The 15,181-nt window shown below is 74.0% G+C and carries 11 protein-coding genes; 6 read left to right on the top strand and 5 right to left on the bottom strand.

Annotation, left to right across the window (positions count from 1 at the left end):
- Nucleotides 1-46: 46 nt before the first annotated feature.
- The 5 genes from GBN72_RS08800 to GBN72_RS08820 form a co-directional block, all read right to left on the bottom strand.
- On the bottom strand, nucleotides 47-259 hold the full coding sequence (locus tag GBN72_RS08800) for an EF-hand domain-containing protein (RefSeq protein WP_151771153.1): 213 nt from the start codon (nucleotides 257-259) through the stop codon (nucleotides 47-49).
- An 86-nt stretch (nucleotides 260-345) separates the two neighbouring features.
- Entirely contained in the window at nucleotides 346-1,278 is a 933-nt protein-coding gene (locus GBN72_RS08805) for a MerR family transcriptional regulator (RefSeq protein ID WP_151771154.1), read from the bottom strand.
- 142 nt (nucleotides 1,279-1,420) lie between these two features.
- On the bottom strand, nucleotides 1,421-1,927 hold the full coding sequence (locus GBN72_RS08810) for an ATP-binding protein (RefSeq protein ID WP_151771155.1): 507 nt from the start codon (nucleotides 1,925-1,927) through the stop codon (nucleotides 1,421-1,423).
- A gap of 169 nt (nucleotides 1,928-2,096) precedes the next feature.
- Nucleotides 2,097-2,864 (bottom strand): enoyl-CoA hydratase/isomerase family protein, encoded by a 768-nt coding sequence (locus GBN72_RS08815; protein ID WP_151771156.1) that lies wholly within the window; start codon nucleotides 2,862-2,864, stop codon nucleotides 2,097-2,099.
- A gap of 93 nt (nucleotides 2,865-2,957) precedes the next feature.
- Entirely contained in the window at nucleotides 2,958-4,130 is a 1,173-nt protein-coding gene (locus GBN72_RS08820; protein ID WP_246212381.1) for a L,D-transpeptidase, read from the bottom strand.
- 389 nt (nucleotides 4,131-4,519) lie between these two features.
- Between GBN72_RS08820 and glgX the strand changes: the two genes are divergently transcribed.
- The 6 genes from glgX to GBN72_RS08850 all read left to right on the top strand — a co-directional run bounded on the left by glgX (nucleotide 4,520) and on the right by GBN72_RS08850 (nucleotide 15,169).
- Nucleotides 4,520-6,775, top strand: coding sequence for a glycogen debranching protein GlgX (glgX, locus tag GBN72_RS08825; protein WP_246212382.1), 2,256 nt, complete (start codon nucleotides 4,520-4,522; stop codon nucleotides 6,773-6,775).
- A gap of 141 nt (nucleotides 6,776-6,916) precedes the next feature.
- Complete coding sequence (locus tag GBN72_RS08830) at nucleotides 6,917-8,893, top strand: ABC transporter ATP-binding protein (protein ID WP_151771159.1); 1,977 nt, start codon at nucleotides 6,917-6,919, stop codon at nucleotides 8,891-8,893.
- A complete protein-coding gene (locus GBN72_RS08835; RefSeq protein WP_151771160.1) occupies nucleotides 8,890-10,782 on the top strand; it encodes an ABC transporter ATP-binding protein in 1,893 nt (630 codons plus the stop codon). The genes GBN72_RS08830 and GBN72_RS08835 overlap by 4 nt, the downstream gene beginning before the upstream one ends.
- Complete coding sequence (locus GBN72_RS08840; RefSeq protein WP_151771161.1) at nucleotides 10,779-12,710, top strand: ABC transporter transmembrane domain-containing protein; 1,932 nt, start codon at nucleotides 10,779-10,781, stop codon at nucleotides 12,708-12,710. The genes GBN72_RS08835 and GBN72_RS08840 overlap by 4 nt, the downstream gene beginning before the upstream one ends.
- A complete protein-coding gene (locus tag GBN72_RS08845) occupies nucleotides 12,707-14,455 on the top strand; it encodes an ABC transporter ATP-binding protein (RefSeq protein ID WP_151771162.1) in 1,749 nt (582 codons plus the stop codon). The genes GBN72_RS08840 and GBN72_RS08845 overlap by 4 nt, the downstream gene beginning before the upstream one ends.
- Before the next feature lie 150 nt (nucleotides 14,456-14,605).
- Nucleotides 14,606-15,169, top strand: a complete 564-nt coding sequence (locus GBN72_RS08850; protein WP_151771163.1) for a hypothetical protein — start codon at nucleotides 14,606-14,608, stop codon at nucleotides 15,167-15,169.
- The last annotated feature ends 12 nt before the right edge of the window (nucleotides 15,170-15,181 follow it).

A 15,181-nucleotide genomic window follows, 5' to 3' on the forward strand; every position in this document is an offset into this window, starting at 1 on the left:
GCCGGCGAGGGCGCGGGGCGGGGCGGGTGAACACCCGGTCAGGGCGTCACTTGGCGAGGTAGGCCCAGAACTCGTCGAAGGAGAGGAGCTTGTCGCCGTCCAGGTCGCGCGAGGCGATGATGGACTCGGCGACGGCGTCGGTGACATTCCAGTCGCCGGCCTGCGCGAGCGCCTTCTTGAACTCGGCGGCGGTGACGAAGCCGTCCCCGTCGGCGTCGAGCCGGTCGAACTCCTTGCGGGCTTCCTGAATGTCCGCCATGCCGGACCCTCCCCTTCGTGCCGGACGCGCCGCCTGCTCGCGCCCGCGTCCACATCTGCTTCTACATCTGATTGACGATGAAGAGATTATCCGGCCGCACGGGAGCGCAGTGCGGCGACCACCCAGGCGAACTCCTCCCGGTGGTCGGCGTCCGGCCGCCGCCCCTTCACCACCGCCAGCAACTCCCGGTAACGGGAGAGCTTGTCGGTGGTGTTGGCCTCCATGCGGGCCAGCACGGCGGCGTGGTCGGCGTCCTCGCCGAGGAGCTCCCGCAGCACGTCGCCGGCCTCCGGCGACTCGGGCGACACTCCGCGCCCGCGGGCCTCGGAGGCGAGCTGCACCAGGCGCCGCATGAACCACATCGAGGCTCCCGCCGGCGTGGAGCCGTCGCGGTCCGCCGCGTTGAACTCGGCGGCGGCCCGCATCCGGGCGCGGAACTCCGGGTCCTGGAGCAGTTCGGCCAGCTCGACCCAAGCGTCGACCTGTTCCGGGGTGGGGTCGTCGGGCAGGTCGGCCGCGGCGCCGCGCATCCGCTCACGGATCACCGGGTCGGCGGTGTCCAGACCGCGGAAGGTCTCCTCCACGAACTCCTCGATGATCCGCGCGCGTTCGGCGGCGGACAGACGGGCCAGCTTGTTCATCAGGGTCATCTCCTCTGCGGTCGAACCGCGGTCGGCGACGGTCGACAGCACCGCGCGGGTGACCCGCAGGGCACGGATCTGCGCGTCCAGGGCGGCGACGTGGCGGGCGGCCACCTCCGCCACCGTGGTCTCCCCGGCGACCACCCGCCGCACGTCGTCCAGGCCGAGGCCCAGTTCGCGCAGCGTGTGGATCAGCTCCAGGCGCGCCGCCGAGGCGGCGTCGTAGAGGCGGTAGCCGCCGGCGGAACGGTCCACCGGGGGCAGGAGTCCCTCGTCGGACCAGTAACGGATGGTGCGCACCGTCAGACCGGTCGCGCGGGCCAGGTCCCCGATGGTCAGCAGCGGGTCCGCCCCGGGAGGGGTGCTGTCGTCGGTCATGGCAGCGAGTCTGCGGTCTCCAGCGGGTGGAGACTCAAGCGGCGCGCGCCACCGCCGGTCACCCGGGCATCCAGACACCCGAACCTCCGGGCCTCCGGGCACCCAGGCACCCAGGCACCCAGGCACCCAGGCACGGGGAACGCTAGACCCGGTCGGCGACCCGCATCTCGAACCAGGTCCGCTTGCCGCGGGGCAGCAGGTCGACGCCCCACCGGTCCGCCATGCGGTCGATCAGGTACAGGCCCCGGCCGCTCTCGTCCGTCGGCTGGACGGGCAGCAGGCAGGGCAGCCCGCGGGACGGGTCGCGGAGTTCGAGGCGGATCCAGCCGCGCCGGCGGCGCATCCGCAGCCCGTAGTGGGCGGCGCCGGTGTGCCGGACGGCGTTGCCCTCGAGTTCGGAGACCAGCAGGGTGCAGTCCTCGGCGAGCTTGGGACCCAGCGCCCAGTGACGCAGGATGACGACCTGCACCAGGCGCCGCGCGGTGCCCCGGGTCTCCGGGCAGGACGGCAGGACGACCTCCGCCTCCGCCGGGTTCCCGTAGGCGGCGACAGCGGCGAGCGCCCGTTCGTCCTCCACCGCGGGCGACCATCGCACGAGGGGGACGCCGCCAGGTCCCCGTGACTGTTCGATGCCCTCGAGCCCCGCCATGCCCCCCATCATGACCGTCGGACGAGCGCTCCGGGGGCGGTTCCGTAGGAATCCGCACACCGGAGCGATCGATTCCGTCCGTTCGGGTGACATATGCCAAGGAATCATTCCTGAGCCCTGGCCAGAGCCTTTGCGGAGACGACAACCGGAGGGGTCGACTCCCGTCCGGCTAGAGGAACTTGGCCTTGCCCGGACCCTCCTCGACGAAGGACTTCATGCCCCGCTCCCGGTCCTCGGTTGCGAACAGCCCGGCGAACCAGTTCCGCTCGATGGCGAGTCCGGTGTCCAGGTCGGTCTCCAGGCCCGCGTCCACCGACTCCTTGGCGGCGCGCAGCGCGATGGCCGGCCCCTGGGCGAGCTTCGCGGCCCAGGCGTGGGCCTCGGTGTAGACGTCGGCGGCCGGGACGACACGGTCCACCAGGCCCAGGGTCAGCGCCTCGTCGGCGCGGACGTGGCGGCCGGTGAAGATGAGGTCCTTGGCCCGCGACGGACCGATCAGGCGGGACAGGCGCTGGGTGCCGCCGGCGCCCGGGATCAGGCCGAGCAGGATCTCGGGCTGGCCGAGCTTGGCGTTGTCGGCGGCGATGCGGTAGTCGGCGCACAGCGCCAGTTCGCAGCCACCGCCCAGGGCGTAGCCGGTGATCGCGGCGACCACCGGCTTGGGGATGCGGGCGACCGCGGTGAAGGAGTCCTGGAGGCCCCGGGCCCGGGCGACCATGGCCGCGTGGTCCATGGCGCGCATCTCCTTGATGTCCGCGCCGGCGGCGAACACCTTCTCCCCGCCGTACACGACCACGGCGCGGACGTCGTCGCGCCGGGTGATCTCCTCGGCGAGTTCCTTGATGCGGTCCTGGGTCGCGATGTCCAGGGCGTTCATGGGCGGGCGGTCCAGGCGCAGCGTGCCGACGCCTTCGGCGACTTCGAGATGAACGGTCATGCGCAGCAGGTTACGGGCCCAACGCGGCGGCCGGCCCGGTGCGCTGTGTCACACCGGGCCGGCCGTGAGGGTCCGCGGGAGGAGCGGGGATCCCTACTTCTTCCATTCCTCCCAGGACATGTTCCAGCCGTTGAGGCCGTTGCCCGGCGCGACGACCGCGTCCGCGCTGTTCTTGACCTCGACGACGTCGCCGATCAGCGAGTTGTCGAAGAACCAGGCGCCGGGGGCCTTCTTGTCCCAGCCGCCGCGGGTGTCGCGCAGGCCGACGCAGCCGTGGCTGGCGTTGTAGTTGCCGAAGGCGTCGCCGCCCCAGTAGTTGCCGTGGATGAAGGTGCCGGAGTCGGTCAGGCGCATGGCGTGGGGCACGTCCTCGATGTCGTACTCGCCCTCGTAGCCGACGGTGTCACCGTTCATGCGGGTGACCTCGTACCGCTCGCTGATGACCATCTTGCCGTTCCAGGTCGCGGAGCCGGGGGCGCCGGTGGTGACCGGGATGGTCTTGACGACCTCGCCGTCGCGCTCGACCTTCATGGTGAGCTTCTTGGCGTCGACGGTGGACACCTGGCGGCGGCCGATCTCGAACTCCACGGTCTTGGACTGGCTGCCGTAGACGCCCGGGCGGCCCTCGACGCCGTCCAGGTTGAGCTTGACGGTGACCTTGGTGCCGGCCTTCCAGTACTCCTCGGGGCGGAAGTCCAGGCGGTCGTTGCCGAACCAGTGGCCCTCGACCTCGACCGGCGGGTCGGTCTTGATCTCGATGGCCTTCTCCACCGCGCCGGGGTCGGTGATGCCACGGGTGAAGCGCACCGAGAACGGCATGCCCACACCGACCTTGGAGCCGTCCTCGGGGCTGTAGTGGCCGATGAAGGTGTTGGCCGGCGTCAGCGTGGTGAAGCCGGTGTCCTTGACGGCGACCCGGCCGTCCGCGTCCTTCGCCTCGGCGTGCACGGTGTACTCGGCGCCGGCGGCGAGGTGGGTGGCCGGGATCCAGGCCGCTCCGTCCGCGGATATGTCGCCGGCGACGGCGTTGCCCTCGTCGTCCTTGACCTCGACCTTGGTCAGCTTGCCCTTCTCCACGAAGACCTTCAGCGCCCCGCTGGTCTTCACGTCCTTGGCGCCGTCCTCCGGGCTGATCGTCAGCACCGCGTCGGACTGCTTGGCGGCCGGCGCCGCCGTCGCGGCACCGCCTCCGGTGCCCTCCCCCTTGGCGTCCGTCGTCTCCCCGCCGCCGCAGGCGGTGACGGCGACCATCAGCAGGCTCGCCATCAGGGCCGCGGCGCCCGTGCGCCTCGCTCCGGACCGTCGGCCGGACGTCGTTCCCGCTGTAGACCACACGTTCACGTGTGCTCCCCCTATTCCCCTCATCGGGCCTGGTCAGACCCCCTCCCGGCGCGTCACGCGCGCCATCACGAATCGTAAAGGCAGGATCGGACACCTCCCCCGGCAGGAAGGTCACCGTTTCGTCCCAAGTTCAGCCCCAAACCTGTCAGGAGACGAAATTTTCCGAAGCGTTGCCGTCGGCACCCTCTCCGGGGACGTGAGCGGGACGCCCGGGGTGGGCAGAAACCTGGGGTAGGACGACGCTCCGGGGCGGCAGCGGTGGGACGATGCGCCCCTCGTACGTTGTCGCCCCACGAGCCGCGGGAGGCCAACCGGTGTCGAGCGCAGCCGAGCAGGAGGCAGTGGCGGACCAGCGCGCCGCCGACGTGGACCACGACGTCCTCGCGGCCGCCGTGCTGAACGGGACCCCGCACGCCCCGGCGCCCGTGCCGCGGGTGTGGCCGGGCTCCTCCACCCCGCTGGGCGCCCGGTACCGGGTGGGGCCCGACGGCGTGGCCGGGACCAACTTCGCCCTGTGGGCGGGCGGCGCGGAGGCGGTGGAGCTGTGCCTCTTCGAGGCCGACGGCACCGAGCTGCGGGTGCCGCTCGCCGAACTGACCCACGAGATCTGGCACGGGTTCGTGCCCGGGGTGCGCCCCGGGCAGCGCTACGGCTACCGGGTGCACGGCCGGTGGGACCCGTGGACCGGAGCCCGCTGGAACCCGGCCAAGCTGCTCCTCGACCCGTACGCGCGGGCCGTCGACGGCGAGTTCACGCTGCCGCCGGAGGTCTACGGGCACGTCCGGGACTGGCCGGACCAGCAGGTCGCGGACACCGTCCGGGACGACCGCGACTCCGCGCCGTTCGTCCCCAAGGGCGTGGTCGTCCATGACGACGACGACTGGGCGGACGACCGGCGGCCCAAGACGCCCTGGTCCGACTCGGTCATCTACGAACTGCACGTCCGCGGCTTCACCATGCGCCACCCCGGCGTCCCCGAGGAGCTGCGCGGCACCTACGCGGGCCTCGCCCACCCGGCGGCGATCGAGCACCTGACCCGCCTCGGGGTCACCGCCGTGGAGCTGCTGCCGGTGCACCAGTTCGCCCACGAGGACCACCTGCTGCGCCGCGGGCTGACCAACCACTGGGGCTACAACTCCATCGGCTACTTCGCCCCGCACGCGGGCTACGCGGCCACCGGCACGGGCGGCCAGCAGGTCGGCGAGTTCAAGCGGATGGTGCGCGCCCTGCACGCGGCGGGCATCGAGGTGATCCTCGACGTGGTCTACAACCACACCGCCGAGGCCGGGGAACTCGGCCCGACGCTCTCCCTCAAGGGCGTCGACAACCGCGCCTACTACCGCCTGCAGTCCGACGCCCGCCGCTACGCCGACTACACCGGCTGCGGCAACACCCTGCACGTGGTGCGCCCGCAGGTGCTGCGGCTGATCACCGACTCGCTGCGCTACTGGGTGACCGAGATGGGCGTGGACGGCTTCCGCTTCGACCTGGCGGCGGCGCTGGCCCGCTCCATGCACGACGTCGACATGCTCTCGCCGTTCCTCGCGGTGATCGCCCAGGACCCGGTGCTGCGCCGGGTGAAGCTGATCGCCGAGCCGTGGGACGTCGGCTCGGGCGGCTACCAGGTGGGGGCGTTCCCGCCGCTGTGGACCGAGTGGAACGACCGGTACCGGGACGCCGTCCGCGACTACTGGCGCGGCGCGCTGCCGGACGTCCGGGACCTCGGCTACCGGCTGTCCGGCTCCAGCGACCTCTACGCCTGGGGTGGACGGCGGCCCTACGCCTCGGTCAACTTCGTCACCGCGCACGACGGCTTCACCCTGCGCGACCTGGTCTCCTACCACCACAAGCACAACGAGGCCAACGGCGAGGGCAACCGCGACGGGACGAGCGACAACCGGTCCTGGAACTGCGGCGCCGAGGGCGAGACCGCCGACGAGGGCGTCAACGCGCTGCGCCGGCGGCAGCTGCGGAACCTGCTGACCACCCTCCTGCTCTCCACCGGGGTGCCGATGCTGGTGGCGGGCGACGAGATGGGCCGCACCCAGGGCGGCAACAACAACGCCTACTGCCAGGACAACGAGACCGGCTGGGTGGACTGGACCCTGCTGGAGGACCCCGGCTGGCGGGAGCTCCTGGAGCTGACCTCGCGGCTGATCGCGCTGCGCCACCGCCACCCGGTGCTGCGGCGGCGCGCCTTCTTCTCCGGCCGCCCGCAGGGGGCGGACGGCCTGCGGGACCTGGCCTGGTTCACCGCGGACGGCGGCGAGATGACCGAGTCCGACTGGTACGCGCCCACCACCACGCTGGGGATGTACCTGTCGGGCCGGGACATCCCCGGGCGCGACGAGCGGGGCGAGCCGGTCGTCGACGACAGCTTCCTCGCCGTCCTGCACGCCGGTCACCGGCCGGTGGCGTTCACCCTGCCGGACCGGCCCTGGGCCGAGCGGTACGAGGTGGTGGTGGACACCGGGCTGGAGGAGCAGCGGCGGGCGCCCGGCGAGACCCACCGGGCGGGCTCCACGGTCGTCGTGCCGCCCCGCACGGTGCTGCTGCTGAGGGTGCGCTGACCTGGGGCGGGAGAGCGGGCACCAGGGGTCACGGGGCTCGCCCGGTGCTCCCCGTCCCGCTCCCGGTGCGCCCGCGAGGGCTTCCGGGGCGCCCCGAAAATCACTGGGGATTGTCAGTATCGAACCTTAGGCTCGCTCCTGATGCCCAGTGACCTGAACCCCGAAGAAGCCGCCCCCGGGCGCACCCCCGCGGTCCGCACCCTGCTCCGTCTGTGGCCGTACCTGCGGCCGGTCCGGGGACGGTGGTTCGCCGCCGCGGTCATCGCGGTCATCGCCTCGCTGACCAGCCTGGTCATACCGGTCGTCCTGAAGTGGATGGTGGACGGCCCGATCGCCGACGGCGACACCGCGGGGGTCTGGCTGGGCGCGCTGTGGGTGCTGCTGCTGGGCCTCGCCGAGGCGGTGCTGTTCGGCCTGCGGCGGTGGCTGGTGGCCCGGCCGCTGTCCGGTGTGGAGGCCGGCATGCGCGAGGCGCTCTACCGGCGGCTCCAGCGGCTGCCCATCGCCTTCCACGACCGCTGGGCCTCCGGCCAGCTGCTCTCCCGGGCGACCACCGACCTGATGATGGTCCGCCAGTTCCTCGCCTTCCCCCTGACCTTCCTGCTGGTCAACGGGGTGACCATCCTGGCCGGCGTGGTCGTCATGCTGGTCATGGACCCGACGCTGGGCCTGCTGGTCCTCATCCCGGTGCTGCCGGTCATCCTCGTCTGCACGGCCTTCGAGAAGCGCTTCTCCGAGGCGTCCCGCGCCGCCCAGGACCAGGTGGGCGACGTGACCACGCTGGTCGAGGAGAGCGTGCTGGGCATCCGGGTGATCAAGGGGTTCGGCCGTCACCGCAGCCAGGCCCGCGCCTTCCGGGAACTGACGCACCGCCTGCGCGGCACCGAGCTGCGCAAGGCGCGGCTGCTCGGCGCGATCATGACCGTCATCGTCACCCTGCCCGAGCTGGCGATCGGCGCCTGCCTGGTCCTGGGCAGCGTGCGGGTCGCCGACGGCACGCTCTCCGCGGGCACCCTGGTGGCCTTCCTCTCCACCGCGCTCGCGCTGCACTGGCCGATCGTCTCCATCGGGTTCCTGCTGGCGATGAGCCAGGAGGCCGCCACCGCCACCGCCCGCTACTTCGAGGTCATGGACACCGAACCGGAGTCCGGCACGTCCGTCCCGGCCGCCGCTTCGGCCACCGTGCCCGGCGGTGTCCCGGCCGCCGTGCCTTCCGGCGTCCCGGCCACCGTGCCTTCCGGCGTCCCGGCCACCGTGTCTTCCGGCGTCCCGGCCGACCTGCCCGCCGTCGTCCCGACCGTCTGTCCGAGCCCCTTCACGGCCACCGCGCCCCCCGCGCGGGAGGGCGGGCTGCGCCTGGAGGGCGTCCGGTTCCGCTACCCCGACGCCCCCAAGGACTCCCCGCCGGTGCTGGACGGCGTGGACCTCCACGTGCGGCCCGGCGAGTCGCTGGCCCTGGTCGGCGTCACGGGGTCCGGCAAGACCACCCTCACCGCCCTCGTGCCCCGGCTCCACGAGCTCACCGAGGGCCGGATCACCCTGGACGGCGTCGACATCACCGCCATGCCCCGGGAGGAACTGCGCTCCCGGGTGGCCGTCGCCTTCGAGGACCCCACCCTGTTCTCCGCCACCGTCGGCGAGAACGTGCTGATGGGCGCGGCGGGCGGCGACGGGGCCGAGGACGCCGACGGCGCCGACGCCCTCGAACGCGCCCTCGGGGTCGCCCAGGCCGGCTTCGTGCACGCCCTTCCGCAAGGAGCCGGCACCCAGGTCGGCGAACAGGGACTGAGCCTCTCCGGCGGTCAGCGCCAGCGTCTCGCGCTGGCCCGCGCGGTGGTGGGACGCCCCGACTTCCTGGTCCTGGACGACCCGCTGTCCGCGCTCGACGTGCACACCGAGGCCGCCGTCGAGGCCGCCCTGCGCGAGGTGCTGGCGGACACCACCGCCCTGATCGTCGCCCACCGCCCGTCCACCGTGCTGCTCGCCGACCGGGTGGCGCTGCTGTCCGGCGGACGGATCACCGCCGTCGGCGACCACCACGAACTGCTGCGGACCAACACCGAGTACGCCTGGCTCATGTCGGGCGCCGCCCTGGAGCCCGAGGAGGCACGCCGATGACGGCTCCCGCCGCGCAGTCGCGCCGGCAGAACGAGAGGCGGGGGCGGCACGAGGGGTCTCCCGGCGTGGACGACGCCCCCGTCGCGGGCGAGGACCCGCGCGACGCCTTCGACCGGGACGTCCTGCCCACCCCGCCCGGCGCGACCGCCGCTCTGCTGAAGTCGCTGCTCGCGCCGCTGCGCGGCCGGGTGGCGCTGGCCGCCGTCCTGCTGCTGCTCCAGCAGGCGGCGACGCAGGCCGGACCGCTGCTGGTGGCATACGCCATCGACAGCGCGGTGCCCGCCTTCCGGGTGAGCGACCACGGGCCGCTGCTGCTGGTCGCGGTGGCCTACCTGTTCGCCGCGGCCTCCGGCGGCGTCCTGGAGTACGCCTTCATCACCTGTTCCGCGCGGGTCAACCAGGACGCCCTGCTGGACCTGCGGGGCCGGATCTTCCGGCACGCGCAGGCGCTCAGCGTCGACTTCCACGAGCGGTACACCTCGGGCCGGCTGATCTCCCGTGCCACCACCGACGTGGAGTCGCTGCGCGAACTCCTCAGCGAGGGGCTGCAGGAGCTGATCTCGGTGGTCGTCTCCTTCGTCTACATCTCGGCCCTGCTGCTCTGGCTGGACCTGGGCCTCGGCGCGGTGGCGGTGGCCTCCTTCCTTCCGCTGGCCCTGCTCATCCGCGGCTACCAGCACCGGGCCGGGCGCATCTACCGGGAGCGGTCCACGGCGATCGCGGCGGTGATCGTGAAGTTCACCGAAACCATGAACGGCATCCGCCCGGTCCGCGCCTTCCGCCGGGAGGCGGCCAACGACGCCGAGTTCGCCCCGCTGAACAAGCGCCACGAGCGGACCAACGGCGACGCGCTGCTGGAGATGGCCCGCTACGTGGTGGGGTCCCGGCTGGTCGCCAACGTCACCGTCGCCGGCATCGTGCTGTGGGGCGCCTACCGGGTGGCCGGCTCCACCCTGGCGCTGGGCGTGCTGGCCGCCTCGGTGCTCTACCTGCGCCGCCTGTACGACCCGATCGACCGGCTGGGCATGTTCCTCAACTCCTACCAGTCGGCGGCCGCCTCGCTGGAGAAGATCGCCGGCCTGCTGGCGCAGGTGCCCGCGGTCCCCGAGCCGGACGCCCCGCGCGAGCTGCCCGCGACACTCGACGGGCGTCCGGGCCGTGAGGTGGTCTTCGACTCCGTCCGGTTCGCCTACCGCACCGGCGGGGAGGTGCTGCCCCGCTTCGACCTGACGATCCCCGCCGGGCAGACCGTCGCCGTCGTCGGTTCCACCGGCGCCGGGAAGTCCACGCTGGCCAAGCTGCTGGCGCGGTTCTACGACCCCTCCGGCGGGCGGGTCCTGCTGGACGGCGTCGACCTGCGCGACCTGGCCAACGCGGATCTGCGGCGCGGGGTGGTCATGGTGACCCAGGAGGCGTTCCTCTTCTCCGGCACGGTCGCCGAGAACATCGCCATCGGCCGCCCGGAGGCCACCCGCGAGGAGGTGGTGGAGGCCGCCCGGGCCATCGGGGCGCACGAGTTCATCGCCGCGCTGCCCGACGGCTACGACACCGACGTCCGCAAGCGCGGCGGCCGGATCTCCGCCGGTCAGCGCCAGCTCGTCGCGTTCGCGCGGGCGTTGCTGGCCGACCCGGCGGTGCTGATCCTCGACGAGGCGACCAGTTCGCTGGACGTCCCCGGTGAACGGGCCGTGCAGCGGGCCATGTCGACGGTGCTGAGGGGCCGCACGGCGGTGGTCGTCGCGCACCGGCTCTCCACCGTGGAGATCGCCGACCGGGTCCTGGTCATGGAGAAGGGCCGGATCGTCGAGGACGGCTCCCCCGCCGGACTCGTCGGCGGCCAGGGCCGCTTCGCCGACCTGCACCGCGCCTGGCGGGACAGCCTGGCATGAGGCCCGGGTTCACCGGCCGGCCCGTCGACGCCTACGAGGACCCCGGCGTCCCCGACTCCCGCGGCGCGGGACGGTACCTGTGGTGGCTGCTGTCCCGCCAGAAGGGGCGGGCGGTCCTCGGCTCGCTGTACGCGAGCCTGTGGATGGGCACCTTCGCCCTCACCCCCTGGACCCTCTCGCACGCGATCGACGACGGCCTCGGCCCCCGTGACGCGGGTGCGCTGCTGGGCTGGACGTCGGCGCTGCTCGCCTTCGGGCTGCTCGGCGCGCTCCTGGGGCTCGGCCGCCACCGCACCATGAGCCAGCTCCGGATGGACGCCAACCTCCGCACCGTGAAGGTCGTCTCGGAGCACGCGGCCCGCCTGGGGGCGGGCCTGTCGCGGCGCACGGCGGCGGGTGAGGTGGTCACCATCGGCGTCGGCGACGTGCAGACCATCTCCGAGTCGCTGACACTGGTCGGGCCGGGTGTCGGGGCGGTCGTCGCCTCGGTGCTGGTCGCGGTGCTGCTGCTGGACGTCTCCCCGCTGCTGGCCCTGGTGCTGCTGACCGGGATGCCGGTGATCGCGATGCTGACCCGGCCGCTGATGAAGCGGCTCCAGGCCCGGGAGAGCGACTACCGGGACGGACAGAAACTCCTCACCGCGCGGATCGGCGACCTGGCGGGCGGCCTGCGGGTGCTGGGCGGTCTCGGCGGCAAGGACCTGGTGGCACGGGCGTTCCGGCGGGACTCCGCGCTGGTGCGCGAACAGGGGTACCGGGTGGGCGCGGTGGCCGGGTGGATCCAGTCGCTCGGCACCGGCCTGCCCGTCCTCTTCCTGGCGCTGATCACCTGGCTGGCGGCCCGGATGGCGGCGTCCGGACACATCACGGTGGGCGAACTGGTCGCGGTGTACGGGTACGTGGCGGCGCTGGTGTCGCCGATGGCCTACCTGGTGGAGGCCTGGTACCTGCTGAACCGCGCGCTGGTGGCCGCCGGCCGGGTGGTGGGCCTGCTGCGGCTGGAGCCGGAGACGGGACCCGCGCCCGGTGAGGCCGCGGCCGGGCCGGACGGCCCGGCGGACCTGTGCGACCCGGTGTCCGGTGTGGTGGTCGCGCCGGGGCGGCTGACCGCGCTGGTGTCGGGCCGCAGCGGGGAGGCCGAGGAGGTGCTGGACCGGCTCGGCTGCTTCGCCCCGGCCGACGTCACCTGGGGCGGGGTGCGCCTGGACGCGGTGGGCCGGGCGGAGGTCCGGCGGCGGATCCTGCTGGCCGACCACGAGTCCGCGCTGTTCGCCGGAACCCTGCGCGACGTGCTGCGCGGCGCGGGGGACGCGTCCGGGGACCGGCTGCGCCGCGCGGTGCGGGCGGCGGCCGCGGAGGACGTGGTGCGGGGCCTGCCCGGCGGCCTGGACGCGGTGCTCGACGCGGGCGGCCGGAACCTCTCCGGGGGCCAGCGGCAGCGCGTGCGGCTGGCCCGGGCGCTGGCCGCGGACCCGGAGGTGCTGCTGCTCGCCGAGCCCACCTCGGCGCTGGACGCGCACACCGAGGACCTGGTCGCCCGGCGGCTGCGGGAGGCCCGGGCGGGGCGCACCACGGTGGTGACCTGCACATCCCCGCTGCTCCTGGAGCGGGCCGACGCGGTGTGCTTCCTGGCCGGCGGCGCGGTCGCGGCGTCCGGGACGCACCGGGAGCTGATGCGCTCCGTGCCGGCGTACCGCGCCCTGGTGGCACGCAACGCCGACGCCTCGGACCGCGCTCCGGGCGACTCCCCGGTCGGTACCGCGGGCGGTACCACCCCGGCCGCCGCCCCGGACGGTCCCGCGGGCGGCGCCTCCGGCGGTCCCGCGGGCGGCGCCTCCGGCGGTCCCGCGGGCGGCGCCTCCGGCGGTCCCGCGGGCGGCGCCTCCGGCGGTCCCGCGGGCGACTCCCCGGAAGGAGCGGTGGTATGACCGAGCGGCTGCCGGTCGCCGGACCGGCCGAGGTACGGCGGGCCGCGGGCCGGCTGGTCCGGGCGGACGGGCGGGCCTTCGCGGGCGTGCTGGCCGTCAACGCGCTGGCCGCGCTGACGGGCCTCGCGGCCCCGTGGCTGATCGGCCGCGTGGTGGACGCGGTGCGGGCGGGATCCCCGGTGTCGGCCGTGGACCGGCTGGCGGTGCTGATCCTGCTGGCCGCCGCCGCGCAGCTGCTGCTGGCCCGGTGGGCGCGGTACGCCGCGCACCGGATGGGCGAGCGGGCGCTGGCCCGGGTGCGCGAGGAGTTCGTGGACCGGGCCCTGGCGCTGCCCGCGTCGGTGGTGGAGCGGGCCGGGGCGGGCGACCTGACGACCCGGGGCACGGCGGACGTCGCCGCCGTCGGGAAGACACTGCGGGACTCCGGACCCGACCTGCTGATCCACTCGGCCCAGGCGCTGGTGCTGATCGCCGCGGTGTTCCTCATCCATCCGCTGCTCGGCGCCTGCCTGGTCCTCGGCTTCGCGGGCATCCTCACGGCGACCCGCTGGTACCTGCGGCGGGCCCGCGACGCCTACCTGGAGCAGGGAGCGGCCACCTCCGAGCTGGCCGAGGAGCTCACCTCCACGGCGTCCGGCGCGCGGACGGTGGAGGCGTTCCGGCTGGAGCGGCGGCGCGTCGCGGCCAACCGTGAGGCGGTCGAGGAGGCCCGCCGCACCCGGATGCGGACGCTCTTCCTGCGCTGCGTGTTCTTCCCCACCCTGGACTTCTCCTACGCGCTGCCGGTGGCCGGCGTGCTGCTGGTCGGCGGATACCTCCACTTCCAGGCGGCGTTGAGCCTGGGCTCGGTGGTGGCGGCGGCACTGTACATGCGGCAGCTGGAGAATCCGCTGGACCACCTGCTGGACATGGTCGAGCAGCTGCAGTCCTCCGGGGCCTCGTTCGCCCGCGTCGAGGGCCTGGCGCGGGCCCCCCGGGACGAGCGCGGCGTGACGGCCGAGCCCGCGGACGACGTGATCGAGGTGCGCGGCGCCCGGTTCGCCTACCCGGGCGGCCCGGAGGTGCTGGGGGGCGTGGACCTGGTGGTGCGGCCCGGTGAACGGCTGGCGGTGGTGGGGCCGTCCGGGGCGGGCAAGACGACGCTGAGCCGGCTGATCGCGGGGATCGACGCCCCGGGTGAGGGCACGGTGACGGTGGGCGGGGTGCCGGTGGTGTCGCTGGCGCCGGAGCGGCTGCGGCGCCAGGTGGTGCTGGTCACCCAGGAGCACCACGTCTTCCTCGGCACGGTGCGGGACAACCTGCTGATCGCCGAACCGCGGGCGGAGGACGCCGAGTTGTGGGCGGCGCTGAAGGCGGTCGGCGCGGAGTGGGTGTCCGCCCTGCCGGAGGGGCTGGACACGGTGCTGGGTGCGGACGCGTACCGCACGTCGGGTCCGCAGGCCCAGCAGCTCGCCCTGGCCCGCGTGGTGCTGGCCGACCCCCACACGCTGGTCCTCGACGAGGCGACCGCGCTCCTCGACCCGGCCACCGCCCGTCACACCGAGCGCGCCCTTGCGGCGGTGCTGGAGGGGCGCACGGTGATCGCGGTGGCCCACCGGCTGCACACCGCGCACGACGCGGACCGGGTCGCGGTGATGCGGGGCGGGCTCCTCACGGAGCTGGGCTCCCACGACGAACTGGTCGCCGCCGGGGGCGAGTACGCCTCCCTCTGGCAGACCTGGCACGGCGGCCCCGCCGCTCGCTGACCACGCCGGTCCCGCCGGCACCGGAGCCTCCCGCCGTCACATGACGGCGGGAGCTCGAAGGCCCGGTCCGGCCCGGGGTGGAGGTGGGTACACCCCGAGGGTGGTGTCACGCCGATGGTTCGGCGGGGCCACCGCTGTTTGCATCGACACATGACGACGCGAACCGGATCCCGCCCCCGCTTCTCCGCACCTGCCGCCCCCGTCCTGGCGAGGACCTACGCCGCCGCCCTCCTCACCCACCTCCCCCTCCTCGGCATCCTCCTGCTGCCCTGGGGCCGCAGCCGCTACGCGGGCGGGAGCGAGGCGCTGATGGGGCTGGTCACCCTCGCCCTGACCGCCGCCGTGGTGACCGCGGTCGTGTACGCGCCGGCGCTCTGCGCCCGCGTGGCCCCCGCGCCCCCCGACTGGCTCCCCGGCCGTGCCCGGCGGTCGGTCGCACAATTCCGCCGCCGGGATCGCCGGGCCTACCTCCTGGTGCTCGGCGAGCTGGTCGTCCTCTACGTCACGGCGCAGTGCCTGGGCGGCCTGGCAGGCGTGGTCCGCCCGTACGTGCGGGACAACCCCGCCCCGGTCGTCGACGCCGGAGGCCACCCGTGGGACTTCCACCACGGCAACTTCGCCCTACAGGCCGTGGTGCTGTACCTCGGCATCTGCTTCGCCACCACCTGGTACGCCTGCCGCCTCCGCGGCCGGGTGACCGGCACCCACGCCTGAGGGGCGGCCGGG

It is taken from the genome of Streptomyces abyssomicinicus (assembly GCF_008974245.1).
GTDB lineage: Bacteria > Actinomycetota > Actinomycetes > Streptomycetales > Streptomycetaceae > Streptomyces > Streptomyces abyssomicinicus.